The organism is Bacillus sp. USDA818B3_A (genome assembly GCF_009928415.1).
In the GTDB taxonomy this organism is placed as follows: domain Bacteria; phylum Bacillota; class Bacilli; order Bacillales; family Cytobacillaceae; genus Neobacillus.
Window position 1 is genome coordinate 48287 of sequence record NZ_JAABNN010000007.1, and the last position, 14052, is coordinate 62338.

The window sequence follows — 14052 nt, forward strand, 5'->3', positions numbered from 1 at the left end:
CCCTTTCTTATGCTAAAATGAGGTGGAATTCAGTATAAAATCAGCAAAGGGGGAAGGCTGGTCCATGGTTTAGGGACTAGCCGAGGAGCTTATGGAATGGGGGATTAGAAAAAAATTAATTATCACATTAATGGCAGTTATCTTACTCCCTTTTGGAATCGCGATCACAATCACCTATTATCAAACGACAAAATCAATTAGTGACCGATTTGTTTCTACGAATCATGAATTAATTACTAAAGGGGAAGAAGAGCTTACTACTTATTTAGATGATGTCGCTCAAATGTCGACTGTTTTATATCGGTATACTCCCTTTATGTCGGTGATGAGGGTCGGGATATCTGCAAATTTAAGCGGCAATCAAGAGGAAGTAAGGCGAATGCTGGCCTATACATTCAATTCACGGCCAGAAGTAGAACAAATGCATCTATACATAGATAAAGGAAAAGATTCGTTTACCAATTATCATTCACGCATTAGCGGCAGAAGGAAATACGAGAATATCTTGTCCAATCCCTTCTATGCACGCTTAAGTAGGTCTGATCATTTTTCGGTTATTGAAGCGCCGCATGAGATTTATAGTTACAATAACTTGTCTGTCATTCCTAGCTCTGAGAAAAATGAGGTTTTAAGTTTCCATACGATTATAAGAGATGTACCGTTAGAAACAATTTTAGGATTCGTATCTATTGATATCAATCTTTCCAAAATTAGTGATATTGCCGCACGTTTATATACTGAGGGGGTAGAAGACTTATATATTATGGATGAAAGAGGCAATGTCATCTACTCTTCTGATAACGGGGTAATTGGGACGGAAAATAAAGAAGAATGGTATCAGGAAATCAAGAAGGAACCAAGTTCCCATGTAAGTCTAGAATGGAAGGATAAACAATTTTCTGGGGTAATTGTCTATCAAAAGTTTTCTAATTCTTTTAAGGATTGGTACATTGTTAAAAGGATCCCTTATGATGTCCTTTACCAAGGTGCGAGGCAGACAGTTTTCACTAATATTATCATCGTCATGATTACACTAGTTATAGTATTATTTGCTACTATGTTCATATCTTTCCGGCTGACAGCTCCAATCAAAGTATTAATAGCCAATATGAAAAAAGTAGAAAAAGGTGTGTTTGAAGCAGACTTTGAGTCATTAGGAAATGATGAAATTGGTATGCTCGGCAGGCATTTTAAACTCATGATTGCGAAAATAAATGAATTAATTGAACGGGAGTATAAATTGGAGATTGAAAATAAATCTTCTCAGTTAAGGGTTCTTCAGTCACAAATAAATCCTCATTTCCTTTATAACGCTTTTCAATCGATAGGTACACTTGCCTTGAAATTAAAAGCGGTACCTGTTTACTCGTTATTGAATTCATTATCTAATATCATGCGTTACAGCATGAATATGAAAGACGATATCGTTCCATTTTTAGCAGAAGTAAACCATGTGAAATCTTATTTGAATTTACAAAAACAAAGATTTGATGAGATGTTTGAGTTTGAACTAGAGATTGAAACTGGTATAGAAGAAATACTTGTTCCTAAAATGATCCTTCAGCCCATTGTTGAAAATTGCTTTAAGCATGGCTTTGATCAGCAGTTAGAAAAAGCAATGATTACGATTACAGCTAAAGGTGAGCATGACCATTATTTATACATCTCTATTAAAGATAATGGAATGGGTGTTTCCGAAGAGGCCCTTGTACAACTTCGCCGTGAATTGTCTGATAGGGATGACGACTATCAGAAAAAAGCAGGTATTGGTCTGAAAAATATTTATGACCGTTTAAAAATTTATTATAGTAATCAGGTAGAAATGGATGTTTCGAGCGGGAAAGAAGGCGGATTTACTGTAACAATCATCATTCCTAGAGATATTCAAAATGAGGTGATACATCCATGAAAGTCTTAATTGTCGATGATGAAAAACACGTTCGAGAGGGAATTAAACTCTTAGGTGAATGGGAACAGAATGGAATAACTGAAATTTATGAAGCGTGTAATGGTGAAGAAGCGATTCAGCTAATACAGACTCTTCGTCCGGAAATTATCTTTTCAGATATGAAAATGCCTAAAATGGATGGTACACAGCTGTTAGAGTGGATCAAAGAAAATCAGCCGCTTAGCAAAACAATAGTAGTGACTGGGTATGATGATTATCACTATATGCGTAAAGCGATTCATTCCGGAAGTTCGGATTATTTATTAAAACCAGTTGACCCGGAGATATTGAATCAGACCTTGGATAAAGTGGTAAAAGAGTGGAAGAGAGACGAAAATGAGAGGAACAGTAAAACAACCAGCTATCAATTAATTAATGAAATGAAGCCCATTTACCGGGACCGGAAACTAACCCAATTATTGAATAATGATAATCTGAAGGAAGAATTGTATGAGGAATTCGGCTTTCATCGCTCACAAACATACCTTGCTGCACTAGTTCGGATCAATAGAAAGGCAATTGAGGCTTTTCAAGGAGACCGGGATTTAACCTATTTTACACTCTTAAACGTTATTAATGAGATTTTACAAGAAAAGGAATGTGGAATAGCCTTTCGCAACCTTGCGAATAAAGGTGAAATCGTGATTGTGTTTTGGAATCAGTTTGCCCAAATTGAAGAACTGCTGGGCAGCATCTATCAAACGATTTTGAACGTCATTAATGTTTCTTGTCATATCGCCGTTGGAGTAAAGGTAGATAAAAGAAACAAGTTAATGAATTCTTATCAGCATGCAAAGGAAGTTCTATTAAACAGTAATATATTAGATGATGCAAAAAACAAGGTATACCATCAAGATGTTTTTCAGTCACAGGTATTAAAAAATCTATTCGTGTATTCTTCTGAAATTGAATTAGCTATTCAAACGGGGGGAATTAAGGCTTTTGAAGATTTGATTAGTAAAATTGCAAAAGATTACACAGAAGGCGATTACTTATCATGGGGTCAGCTGCTACAGCTTGAAAATGAATATCTGGTTATTAGTAATCATTGGTTTGAACATTTTCAAATCACAGGTAAGATTTCAGATCAAATTGAATACAGAGTGGATCAATTTTTCAATCAAAGCGGTACGTTCCAATTACAGTATTATCTTGGACGAACGATCCGTGAAATTTCTATCTTTTTAAGAAAAGTGAAGCGAAAGACTGCGCAGAAGAGCAGTAATGTTTTATATGATATAGAGAAATTTCTGCAGGCAAATTATGATCGGGATGTAAAACTGCAGGAGATATCAGATCATTTTTATCTAAGCAGGGAATATATTTCGCGGAAATTTAAGCAGGAGTTTAATGTTAATATATCTGATTACATTGTCAAAGTCCGAATAGAACGTGCGAAAGCACTATTGAAAAACAGTGAATTGAAAATTTACGAAATCGCCAATATGGTCGGTTATCAGGATGACAAGTATTTCCGAAAGGTATTTAAAAAGGTAGAAGGTGTAACACCTAATGAGTATCGAGAGTTACATATTATTCAGAAATGAGCAGGTAACAACTAGTAAAACAGAGTAAACATAACTAATGATTTAGTTATGTTTACTCTGTTTTTTTACGAAGTAATTAACATAAATATAAATAATAAGCAAAAAACATTAAAAAATTGAAGAGTATTGAATGAAATTAAATGAATTTATAAAAAAAGGTTGTGTGAAAGCGTATCCTCTGATATATTGAAAATATAAAATTTAGTTAAGTTAACTAAACGATTGATGGTGATAGAATGGCAACGATAAAAGATATTGCCGATCAGGCGAGTGTATCGACAGCAACAGTTTCTAGAATTCTAAACAATGATCCTACACTTTCCGTAACTGAGGAAACGAGAAAGCGGGTTATTGAAATCGTCAATGAGTTAAATTATAAACCATTGCGAAAAAAGAGCTTGAAAACAGAAAAATTGAATGAAATTTATAATATTGGTCTCATCATGTTAAATGATGAAACGATTGACCCATATTTCCAATCCATTCGACTTGGAGTAGAGAGTACCTGCAGTCAATATTCTTTAAATATCGCCACGACCTTAATGGTTGGCAGGAGCAGCATTACTGCAGAAGCCTTGAGCGGACTAGATGGACTAATTGTTCTTGGAGATGTCGATATTGGAGATTTAAAAGAAATCTACTACGAAAATAATAATATTGTTGCAGTAGATTATTTACCCCAGGATTCACAAGTGGATGTTGTCACTTCAGATTTTGAAGGAGCAACACAACAAGTTCTCGAGCATTTGGTTGAGCTAGGTCATACTGACATCGCTTATTTAGGCGGAAGAGGAATGGTGTTTGGGGTAAGTCGTCAAAAGACAAAGGAAAAAGAAGACACAAGAAAAATTACCTTTGAAAAGGTTATGAAAGAAAAGGGATTGTACAACCCCGTCAATGTCTTATTAGACGAATGGGGACCAACAAGCGGATACGCTTTAACAAGACAATTAATAGATAACGGCCAGATGCCTAGTGCAATTGTGGTCGGAAGTGATCCGATGGCATTAGGTGTACTTCGCGCTTTGCATGAAGCCAACATAAAAGTACCGGAGGATGTATCAGTTTTCAGCTTTGATGATATCGAAGCAGCAGCCTTTATGAATCCCCCCCTTTCAACCGTAAAAGTTTATGGGGATGAAATGGGGAAAACGGCAGTAAAACTGCTTTATGATCGTTTGAAAGGAAGAACGATTCCATTGAAGGTGACCATTCCAACGGACCTTGTTTTACGAGAAAGTGTAAGCGTTAAAAAATAATAAAAGTGCTCGCGGGCGGTTGTTGAACCGCTCGCCAATCCTTTTGTTAGTTTTAAATATTAAACTATTAAACTATTTAAAAATGGAGGGTTCTCTATGAAAAAATCAATTTCGTTAGTAGCCACTGGTATGATCGCGCTTTCTGTTCTAGCAGGCTGCGGAAGTAAGGACGAGGCTTCAGCAAATGGTAAAGTAAAGATTGAGTTCCTGCAATATAAAACAGAAGCAAGAGCCACTTATGATGAGCTGATAAAAAAGTTTGAAAAAGAAAATCCAAAAATTGATGTCGTTCAATCCAATCCACCTGATGCAACAACCGTTTTAAAAACACGTGTAGCAAAACGTGACATTCCTGACGTAATGGGAACAGGCGGAGACATTTCCTATTCTGACATTGCAAAGGCGGGTGCCTTTAAGGAAGTTACAAACGACAAATTATTAAATGACATACAGCCGGCTTATGTGGATATGTTAAAGGATATCTCAAAACAGGATAAAGTTTACGGAATTCCTTATGCAGCAAATGCGGATGCTGTTATCTACAATAAAGCTATTTTTAAAGAGTTAGGCTTGGAAGTCCCAAAAACCTGGGATGACTTTATTGCGGTCGCAGAAAAAGTAAAAGCTGCTGGTAAAAATCCATTCTACTTTACATTTAAGGATGCATGGACTGCACTGCCTGCCTATAATGTATTAGCTGCTAACACACAAGGAAATGACTTTTTCAAAAAGTTGGATAATAAGAAAACCACATTTGTGAAAGGTCATTCAGAGGCTGTTGATAAGTTTGTAGAACTAATTAAGTATGGTAATAAAGATCAAACAGGTAAAGCCTACAATGACGGAAACGTCGCTTTTGCAAAAGGTGAATCAGCTATGTATCTTCAAGGGATTTGGGCGATTCCGGAAATTAAAAAGGCGAATCCAAACATTGACCTAGGTGTATTCCCATATCCTGTAGGTGATTCCAAAGTTGTATCTGGGGTTGATGTAGTCCTTACACAATCATCACAAACGAAGCATCCAAAGGAAGCTAAAAAGTTTATTGAATTCCTTTTACGCGACGATAATATGAAACAATACCTTAGCGAGCAAAATGCTTTTGCAGCAAAGAAAGGAATTGTACAAGAAGCGCCTGAGTTAGAAGGGTTAAAAGAAAGTATTGCAAGTGGTGCTCTAGTTGATTTCCCAGATCACTATGTACCGTCAGCAGTTGCTCTTGATAAACAATTACAAACATTAGTACAAAACAAAGATAAAAAGAAATATTTATCAACGCTAGATCAGGAATGGGAAAAGGTAGCAAACAGAAAATAATTTTGAGGGGGAAATTGGGGAATCCCAGTTTCTCCGTTTTCAATAAGGGAGTGTAAAGATGAGTAAAAACGAACTTGCCTTAAAAAAGGTTGCTAAAAATACTTCTGTTGAATCGGGTGAAAAGAGGAAAAAAATGAAGAGTAAAAACCTCCCATTCTATCTGATGACAGTGCCTGCTTTTCTTCTTTTTCTTGTTTTCCACACATACCCGGCATTACAAGGCATTTTTTATTCTTTTACAAACTGGGACGGATTAAGTTTAGACTACAATTTTGTTGGATTAAAAAATTATCTTAATTTATTTAAAGATGGAAATATATTAAACTCATATCTCTTTACTTTTAAATTTGCTATTATCTCCACCATCATCGTAAATGTATTAAGTCTAATTATTGCAATGGGATTAAACGCCAAGATTAAAGGAAAGAACTTCTTCCGTGCTGTATATTTCTTGCCCAATGTCCTCGGCGTATTAATTGTTGGATTTATCTTTAATTTTATTTTTTCTAATGTCATTCCACAATTAGGGACAAAACTAGATATTGGTTTTCTTTCAGCGAATATTTTGGGCAGTGAAGAATTTGCCTGGTTGGGAATTGTCATTGTGGCTGTTTGGCAGGCATGTGCCTTCAATGTCATTTTGTACCTATCAGGTTTGCAGACTGTTCCGACTGAATTATATGAAGCGTCAAGTCTTGATGGAGCGAATAAATGGCAAGAATTTTGGAAGATTACATTTCCGATGATTGCTCCTTTCTTTACCATTAATATGGTTCTTTCAATGAAAAACTTCCTAATGGTTTTTGACCAAGTCGTGGCCCTCACAAATGGTGGACCCGGGCGGGCTACTGAATCGATTTCGCTATTAATCTTTAAAAGTGGATTCGCAGGTGGAGAATTTGCTTATCAATCTGCGAACTCAGTTATTTATTTTATCGTGATTGTTGTAATCTCGGTATTCCAAATTAAAGTACTACAAAAAAGGGAGTTGGATATGTAATGTTAAGACAGAAGACAAATTGGACCATTACTATTTTAGTGGCGTTAGGTTCATTATTTATACTTTTCCCTTTGTATATTACTGTCTCAATAGCTTTAAAATCACCATCCGAGTTAGCTGAATCGGTTTTGTCTCTACCGACCAGCCTGCATTTTGAAAACTTCACAAAGGCTATTGAGGCCACGAACTTTTTTTCGGCATTTAAAAACAGTGCAATTATTACAGTTGTAACCGTTGTTTTTACGATCTTGACGAATTCGATGGTTGCTTACGCAATAGCAAGGAATTTACACCGTAAATTCTTTAAAGGATTATACTACTATTTTGTTAGTGCTATGTTTATCCCATTTCCGATTATCATGTTACCACTTGTAAAACAAACTTCTGCTTTTGGTATGGATAATCAAGGTGGACTTATTTTCTTGTATATTGTTTATGGTGCAGCTTTAAATATTTTCATTTATACAGGCTATATACGCTCCATTCCAAAAGAATTGGAAGAAGCAGCGATTGTGGATGGGTGCAGTACGTGGGGAGTATTTTGGAAGGTGATTTTTCCGTTGTTGACTCCCATAAATGCAACAGTTGGAATTTTAACATGCTTATGGGCTTGGAATGACTTTATGCTTCCGTTAATTATCTTAAATGACCCATCATCCGCTACCTTACCATTAGCTCAGTATATCTTCCAATCTCAGTTTGGTACTGACTTTAACTTAGCATTTGCGTCTTACTTGCTCGCCTTATCACCAATGGTTATTGTGTATATCTTTGCCCAAAAGTGGATCATTGGCGGGGTTGTAAAAGGGGCAATTAAATAGTATTAGGAGTTGACGTGTTCGTGGGAATTCAATTTGATTCAAAAAATAAAACCTTTCATTTACAAACAAAAGGTACTAGTTATGTCATGGAAATTGTCCGTGATGGCTATCTAGTCCACCATTATTGGGGCAGAAAAATAAGGGAGTACCGTCATTCCAATTTTCTGCAATCTCTAGACCGTGGCTTTTCTGGAAATCCTTATCAGCATAAAGAGGATCGGACATTCTCCCTGGATACCCTTCCGCAAGAGTATCCACAGTACGGAAATACGGATTTTCGGAAGCCTGCCTATCAAATTCAGCTCGAAAATGGTTCAACGATTACAGACTTGAGGTACCAATCTCATACCATATTTAAAGGAAAAGCTCCTTTGGAAGGGCTCCCTGCAACGTATGTGGAAAGCGATGATGAGGCAGAAACGCTCGAAATTACTCTCTTTGATTCGCTTATCGGCTTAAAAGTTATCTTAAGTTATACTGTATTCGAAAAATTAAATGCGATTACCCGTTCAGTCCGTTTCGTAAATGATGGAGAACAAACTTTAAAGCTGTTAAGTGCATTAAGTGTGTGCGTCGATTTCCGAGATGCGGATTTTGAATTTTTACATCTTCATGGTGCACATGTTAAGGAAAGACATATCGAGCGCCAGCCGCTTCGCCATGGAGTTCAGTCAATTGAAAGTACGCGGGGAGCAAGCTCTCATCAGCATAATCCGTTTATTGCATTGTTAAGAAAAGGTACCACTGAAGATACTGGTGAAGTTTATGCCTTCAACTTTGTTTATAGCGGTAATTTCTTGGCACAAGCGGAGGTAGATCAGTTTAGTAATACCCGTGTCACGATGGGAATTAATCCATTTGATTTCAGCTGGAAGCTGGAAGCGGGTGAGGTATTCCAAACACCGGAAGTAGTGATGGTCTATTCCTCAGAAGGTCTCGGCAGTATGTCAAGGACATTCCATGAGCTTTATCGTACACGTTTGGTACGAGGAACATACCGCGATCAAGAGCGGCCGATTTTAGTGAACAACTGGGAAGCAACGTATTTTAATTTCAATGCGGATAAGATCCTCGAGATTGCCAAAACAGGAAGCGAATTAGGGATTGAATTATTCGTCTTGGATGATGGATGGTTTGGAAAACGAGATAATGATAATTCTTCATTAGGGGATTGGTTCGTTAATCGGAAAAAGCTCCCTGAAGGGTTAGATAATCTTGCGTTAAATGTGAAGGATATGGGAATGGAGTTTGGCATCTGGTTTGAACCGGAAATGGTTTCGGCTGATAGTGACCTTTATCGGGAGCATCCAGATTGGTGCTTACATGTTCCTGAACGCCTTCGTTCAGAAAGCCGTAACCAGCTTATTCTCGATTTTTCAAGAGAAGATGTCTGCAATGAAATTACCAAACGGGTTATCGATATTTTAGCAACTGTACCTATTTCTTATGTGAAATGGGACATGAACCGCCACATGACGGAAATTGGCTCAGCAGCCCTGCCTGCCGACAGACAAAGGGAAACAGCGCATCGATATATGCTCGGTTTGTATAAAGTGATGGAAAGGATCACGACTTCGTTCCCGCATATTCTATTTGAAAGCTGCTCTGGCGGCGGAGGCAGATTTGATCCAGGCATGCTCTACTATATGCCACAGGTGTGGACTTCGGATAATACCGAAGCAGTTTCACGTTTGAAAATTCAATATGGTACGAGTCTTGTTTACCCGATTGTTTCCATGGGTTCCCATGTATCAGCAGTGCCTAATCATCAGGTGCATCGGAGCACTTCCATGGAGATGCGCGGTGATGTCGCCATGTCAGGTAATTTGGGATATGAACTAGACTTAACAAAGCTATCTGACGAAGAAAAAGAAATCGTTAAACAGCAGGTTGCCCACTATAAAGAAATTCGTAAACTAATCCAATTTGGTGATTTTTACCGGCTGCAGAGCCCATTCGAGGGAAATGAAACAGCCTGGCTCTTTACAACTACGGATAAGTCTGAAGCTATCGTCTACTATTTCCGGGTATTAGCAGAACCAGCTGCACCAACAACTGTATTAAGGTTAAAGGGAATTGATGATACGAAACAATACCAAGTTATCGGAACAGACAAAGTATTTGGCGGGGATGAGCTGTCCTATGTAGGTCTAAGTATACCTGCTAACATTCATGGCGATTTCCAAAGTTACGTTTGGCACCTAAAAGAGTGGAGTAATTAAGATAAAAGTGATGAACAACAGTATTTGTTGTTCATCGCTTTTCTGTATGGACCAGTTTTTTTTTAGTAATAAGACCATACTTGGAGGTCAAATCTATTATCAGTAAAGTTGATATAGTTAAACCTTCTGAAGATGATGCTGAAAATCGTCATAATTACAGCGTTGAGGAAATCGAACAGTCTCTTGGAAAAGAAGTCGTCGAGCGACTGATAAAGTTGATTCGTTTTAGAAATGAATATGATGCTTTTAACGGAGAGTTTAAAGTTTTAGATTCCACTAATAATGAAGTTCGACTATCTTGGGAGAAAAATAATATATACTGTAAGCTGTTTATTGATCTTAATACGAATAAAGCGGTAATTGAGTATATTAATAACGATGGTAAACAAATAAAATATAATTTGTAAAAATAATAAATTGTGTGGAACCCGATGATGTATAAGTGAAGTAAAAGCAACCATAACAGGTTGCTTTCTTTATTTAATAATGGTTTTAAAATGTCTTTGCTTTTGAATTTGCTATTTTACGATAATCCACAGGAGTATAATTGGTTGCTTTCTTAAAAAGTTTCGTAAAATATGAATAATTATCATAACCAACTTTATCTGAAATAGTATGAACGGGAAGATCTGTATTTGTAAGTAAATCTTTCGCAATATCAACTCTTTTTTTAATAATGTAATTTACAAGCGATACTCCAGTTTCCTTTTTAAAAAATCTCGCAATATAATCCGGGCTAAGATAGACAATCTGGGCTAAACTGGTTCTCGTGATATTTTCATGATAATTTTGATCGATATAATTACGAATAGTATTGACGACAGATTTCTGTGAGTTAGTAAATGCCATATAGTCCAGCGAAACATCAATTAAAAAAGTAATGTAATTCATTATATCTTCTATGGATTTCGAGGATTGCTCTAGTAAAAATTCACTACTCTTCCCTTGAAATAATTTATGAGCAAGAATCTCATTTTTCTTTAGATGAGTATAGATTAACTGTGTAATATCAATTCTAAAACTAAATAACACATTATGATTTATAGCATTTTTACCTGCCAAATTTGTGAGATATTGATGGCATTTATTAATAAAGCTTAATCGGTTGCCTGTTTGAAGATAATGCTCTAAAAGTGGCAAATTTGGTTCAACATATTTTTTATCACCTATCTCGTACGTATCCAGACAAAAAACTTTGTTTCTACAATCTATCGTTTCTTCACTCATCACTTGAAGTTCTTTAATTAAAGATTGAATTTGGTATAAAGGGCTTAAAGTACCTAAACTACATTGAACATCACAATGTAATTGAGTATTAACGGCTGTAATAAACTTTTTACAGGAAGAAATAATGTCCCTTAAATATGTTTCTGAAGTACTCTCTACTATTTTAAAAATGGCAAGATACTCATCATTATTTGTGCTTACTTCCAAAAAACCTTCCAAATGGATCGGAAAGTCCTTGAATGTTTCATTAATTATCGTTTTCAACCTTATTTTAAGATCAATATCGTTACCAAATACTGAAATTATTTCCTTATTCTCAACTAACCGATATGGAAAAAAGTCAAGTAACAGTGGTAAAAAACAATCTTCCATCGAATAATCTATCTTATTAATTTTCAGTTGTTCCAGCAGTTCTTCGCTTGATAAGGAGTGATTGTCTTTTAAATAGGTGAACCAAAAGTGTTCAATCAGTTTTTCTTTATTATTATTCCAGTAATGCCCAACTCGAATCGCATCTTCATTGATTTGACCTGAATTCACTTTTTTGACAGCTTTTTTTATGATTAATTCAAGTTTATCAAATTCGATAGGTTTTAAATAATAATCAAAACTTTGAAGTTCAATTGCTTTTTGGGCATAATTAAAGTCCGCAAAATTAGTTAAAAAAATCGCTTGTACATTGAATCCCTCTGATCGTATCCACGCCAATAACTCAAGACCACTGCCTTGTGGCATTTCTATATCGCTTATTAGGATATGGATTGAGTTATTCTCGAATATCTTCCTTGCCTGCCGAATATTGGAGGCAGTATAAATTTGTTCAATGCCTAAAGAAGTCCAATCCATTTTTTGTTCTAATGCAGAAACGACAAATCGATCATCGTCAACTATTAACACATTCATACTATTCACTCCTAGAAAACAAGGTAAGGTATCATTAGCACAATGGCCGCGCCACTATCAGAACCATTTGAAAATACTATTGAAAATTCATCGCCATACAATAGTCGAAGTCTTTGAACGACATTGTGGATTCCGATATGGTTTCCCTCTTTATCCGTCAATGGAATATTGTTTTGAAGTTGATCCAATATATCAGGCGGAAATCCAGGGCCAGTATCTTTTATCGTGATTTTTATGTATTTTTGATTTTCCATATTAAAAGAGTAAATACTTAATAAAATTCTCATTTGATCATCTAAAGAAACGGAATATTTAACTGTATTTTCAATAAATGTTTGGATGACTAAAGGTGGAATTTTAGCTTTTTCAATATCTGGTTCAATAAAACTATCAAAAAGAAAAGCAGGTCCATGAACAATTTTTTGAATGGCCAGGTAATCCTTAATATGATTTAATTCCTTTTCTAATTTTACAAAGTTTTGATTGGTTTGAAATAAGTATCTGAAATATTTGGATGTGGATAATGCCATTTCTTGTATTTCTTTAAACATATTCATTTGTGCCATGCTATATATAGTTGTTAAACAATTTAGGTAAAAATGAGGTTTAATCTGTAATTTCATAAAATTCATTTGTGTTTTTTTCTTTTCAAGTTCTTGCTCGTAAATATTTACTTTTAGCTTTTTTATTTCACCAATCATTTCTCTGAATTGTTCATTTGCTTGTTCAAGCTCTATAATACGACTAGTCTCAAAATCAATGGTTTCATTATTTTTATTTAGATCAGAAAGGTTCTTAGAAAACATTTGAATCGGGGATATCACTTTATTTTTTATAAAAAGCAGCATTAGTAATAAAATCAAGCTAATGATTATAGTTGCCAATATAAGAGAAAATTGAGCGATAATAACCTTTTCAAATGCACCAAAATGATCTAAAGAAACATGCAGGGAAAATGGCAGAGAAGTGTTTTTTCCTTCAAAGATCAAGTGATTACTGAAAAGGGAATTGGTTTCTCCTTGTTTAAATAAATTTACTTGTTCTGAACTGGAAAGAAAAACATGTTGATCATTCTCCATCATTAACTTTCCATTTTTGCCTAAGTTGATGTCCTGTAAGGGCGCAAGAATAGCATCAACAGAAACTAAACAAATAAATACTCTATTTTGGTATGCGATTAAATGATATAAATAGTATTTATTATTTAGCTTAAGTGATTGCCATGTATTGATATTCTCATAGTTATTTAACGTTTTTGTTCCTGACATGAAATAATTTTTAATATAAAGGTAATCCGAATATTCCATTTGAATGGGAGAGCTATTAAAAAAGTAGTTCTCTTTTTTTAATGCTAAGAAAAATTGATATTTTTTCCCATTTGAGTATTGAAAATCGTTCACTCTTGTTCTGAAGTCCTCTAAACTTTTGGGTAATTCAGCCATGTCTTGAGCTTCCTCAATGTTCTTAATTAATGGTTCATGCATTACAGTCCAAATCATAAAATGGTCAATCGCATTAAATCTTTTTTGTGTGTCTTTTAAGTAGAGATTAACTGTATTCGTAATGGAATCGATACTTTGTTGTCTAGTAATAGAAATAGTTAGAAAGCTAACAAAGATATTGATTAGAAATATAATGATTAAAATGATAAATAGCACTTTCGAATAATAATTAATAGAATGTGAAGGATTATTTTTAATTGGTAAACGCAATTTATGTCACCTCCAATACTTATTTTCATTATATATAGGATAAACTTGCAGTTTCTAGCAAAAAAACGTAAGAAAGCGGTTGGATAACCGAATAAG

10 protein-coding genes are annotated in these 14052 nt (G+C 35.2%); 8 read left to right on the forward strand and 2 right to left on the reverse strand.

All coding sequences use genetic code 11. From position 1 onward, the window contains the following. Positions 1-91 precede the first annotated feature (91 nt). The 8 genes from GXK58_RS14210 (at position 92) to GXK58_RS14245 (ending at position 10521) form a co-directional block, all read left to right on the forward strand. The gene (locus GXK58_RS14210; protein WP_160723814.1) at positions 92-1909 is read left to right on the forward strand and encodes a sensor histidine kinase; all 1818 of its coding nucleotides are present in this window, start codon (positions 92-94) and stop codon (positions 1907-1909) included. After that, a complete protein-coding gene (locus GXK58_RS14215) occupies positions 1906-3495 on the forward strand; it encodes a response regulator (RefSeq protein ID WP_160723815.1) in 1590 nt (529 codons plus the stop codon). Before GXK58_RS14210 ends, GXK58_RS14215 begins: the two co-directional genes overlap by 4 nt. Positions 3496-3731: 236 nt before the next feature. Continuing rightward, positions 3732-4754, forward strand: a complete 1023-nt coding sequence (locus GXK58_RS14220; protein WP_160723816.1) for a LacI family DNA-binding transcriptional regulator — start codon at positions 3732-3734, stop codon at positions 4752-4754. Between the two features lie 96 nt (positions 4755-4850). After that, positions 4851-6071 (forward strand): ABC transporter substrate-binding protein, encoded by a 1221-nt coding sequence (locus tag GXK58_RS14225; protein ID WP_160723817.1) that lies wholly within the window; start codon positions 4851-4853, stop codon positions 6069-6071. Positions 6072-6204: 133 nt separating this feature from the next. Beyond that, positions 6205-7071, forward strand: coding sequence for a carbohydrate ABC transporter permease (locus tag GXK58_RS14230; protein WP_160723944.1), 867 nt, complete (start codon positions 6205-6207; stop codon positions 7069-7071). Next, positions 7071-7892 (forward strand): carbohydrate ABC transporter permease, encoded by an 822-nt coding sequence (locus tag GXK58_RS14235; RefSeq protein ID WP_160723818.1) that lies wholly within the window; start codon positions 7071-7073, stop codon positions 7890-7892. Before GXK58_RS14230 ends, GXK58_RS14235 begins: the two co-directional genes overlap by 1 nt. 20 nt (positions 7893-7912) lie before the next feature. Then, a complete protein-coding gene (locus GXK58_RS14240; protein ID WP_160723819.1) occupies positions 7913-10114 on the forward strand; it encodes an alpha-galactosidase in 2202 nt (733 codons plus the stop codon). A gap of 80 nt (positions 10115-10194) precedes the next feature. After that, complete coding sequence (locus tag GXK58_RS14245) at positions 10195-10521, forward strand: hypothetical protein (RefSeq protein WP_160723820.1); 327 nt, start codon at positions 10195-10197, stop codon at positions 10519-10521. Between the two features lie 85 nt (positions 10522-10606). Here the strand turns inward: GXK58_RS14245 and GXK58_RS14250 are convergent, their stop codons facing one another. Both GXK58_RS14250 and GXK58_RS14255 read right to left on the reverse strand, forming a co-directional pair. Then, entirely contained in the window at positions 10607-12244 is a 1638-nt protein-coding gene (locus GXK58_RS14250) for a response regulator transcription factor (RefSeq protein WP_160723821.1), read from the reverse strand. A gap of 11 nt (positions 12245-12255) precedes the next feature. Next, the gene (locus GXK58_RS14255; protein ID WP_160723822.1) at positions 12256-13956 is read right to left on the reverse strand and encodes a sensor histidine kinase; all 1701 of its coding nucleotides are present in this window, start codon (positions 13954-13956) and stop codon (positions 12256-12258) included. Positions 13957-14052: the final 96 nt, after the last annotated feature.

Coding starts and splice junctions, on each gene's coding strand:
- GXK58_RS14220 (WP_160723816.1), top strand. CDS start 3,732: ATGGCAACGATAAAAGATATTGCCGATCAGGCGAGTGTATCGACAGCA.
- GXK58_RS14235 (WP_160723818.1), top strand. CDS start 7,071: ATGTTAAGACAGAAGACAAATTGGACCATTACTATTTTAGTGGCGTTA.
- GXK58_RS14215 (WP_160723815.1), top strand. CDS start 1,906: ATGAAAGTCTTAATTGTCGATGATGAAAAACACGTTCGAGAGGGAATT.
- GXK58_RS14250 (WP_160723821.1), bottom strand. CDS start 12,244: ATGAATGTGTTAATAGTTGACGATGATCGATTTGTCGTTTCTGCATTA.
- GXK58_RS14210 (WP_160723814.1), top strand. CDS start 92: ATGGAATGGGGGATTAGAAAAAAATTAATTATCACATTAATGGCAGTT.
- GXK58_RS14225 (WP_160723817.1), top strand. CDS start 4,851: ATGAAAAAATCAATTTCGTTAGTAGCCACTGGTATGATCGCGCTTTCT.
- GXK58_RS14230 (WP_160723944.1), top strand. CDS start 6,205: ATGAAGAGTAAAAACCTCCCATTCTATCTGATGACAGTGCCTGCTTTT.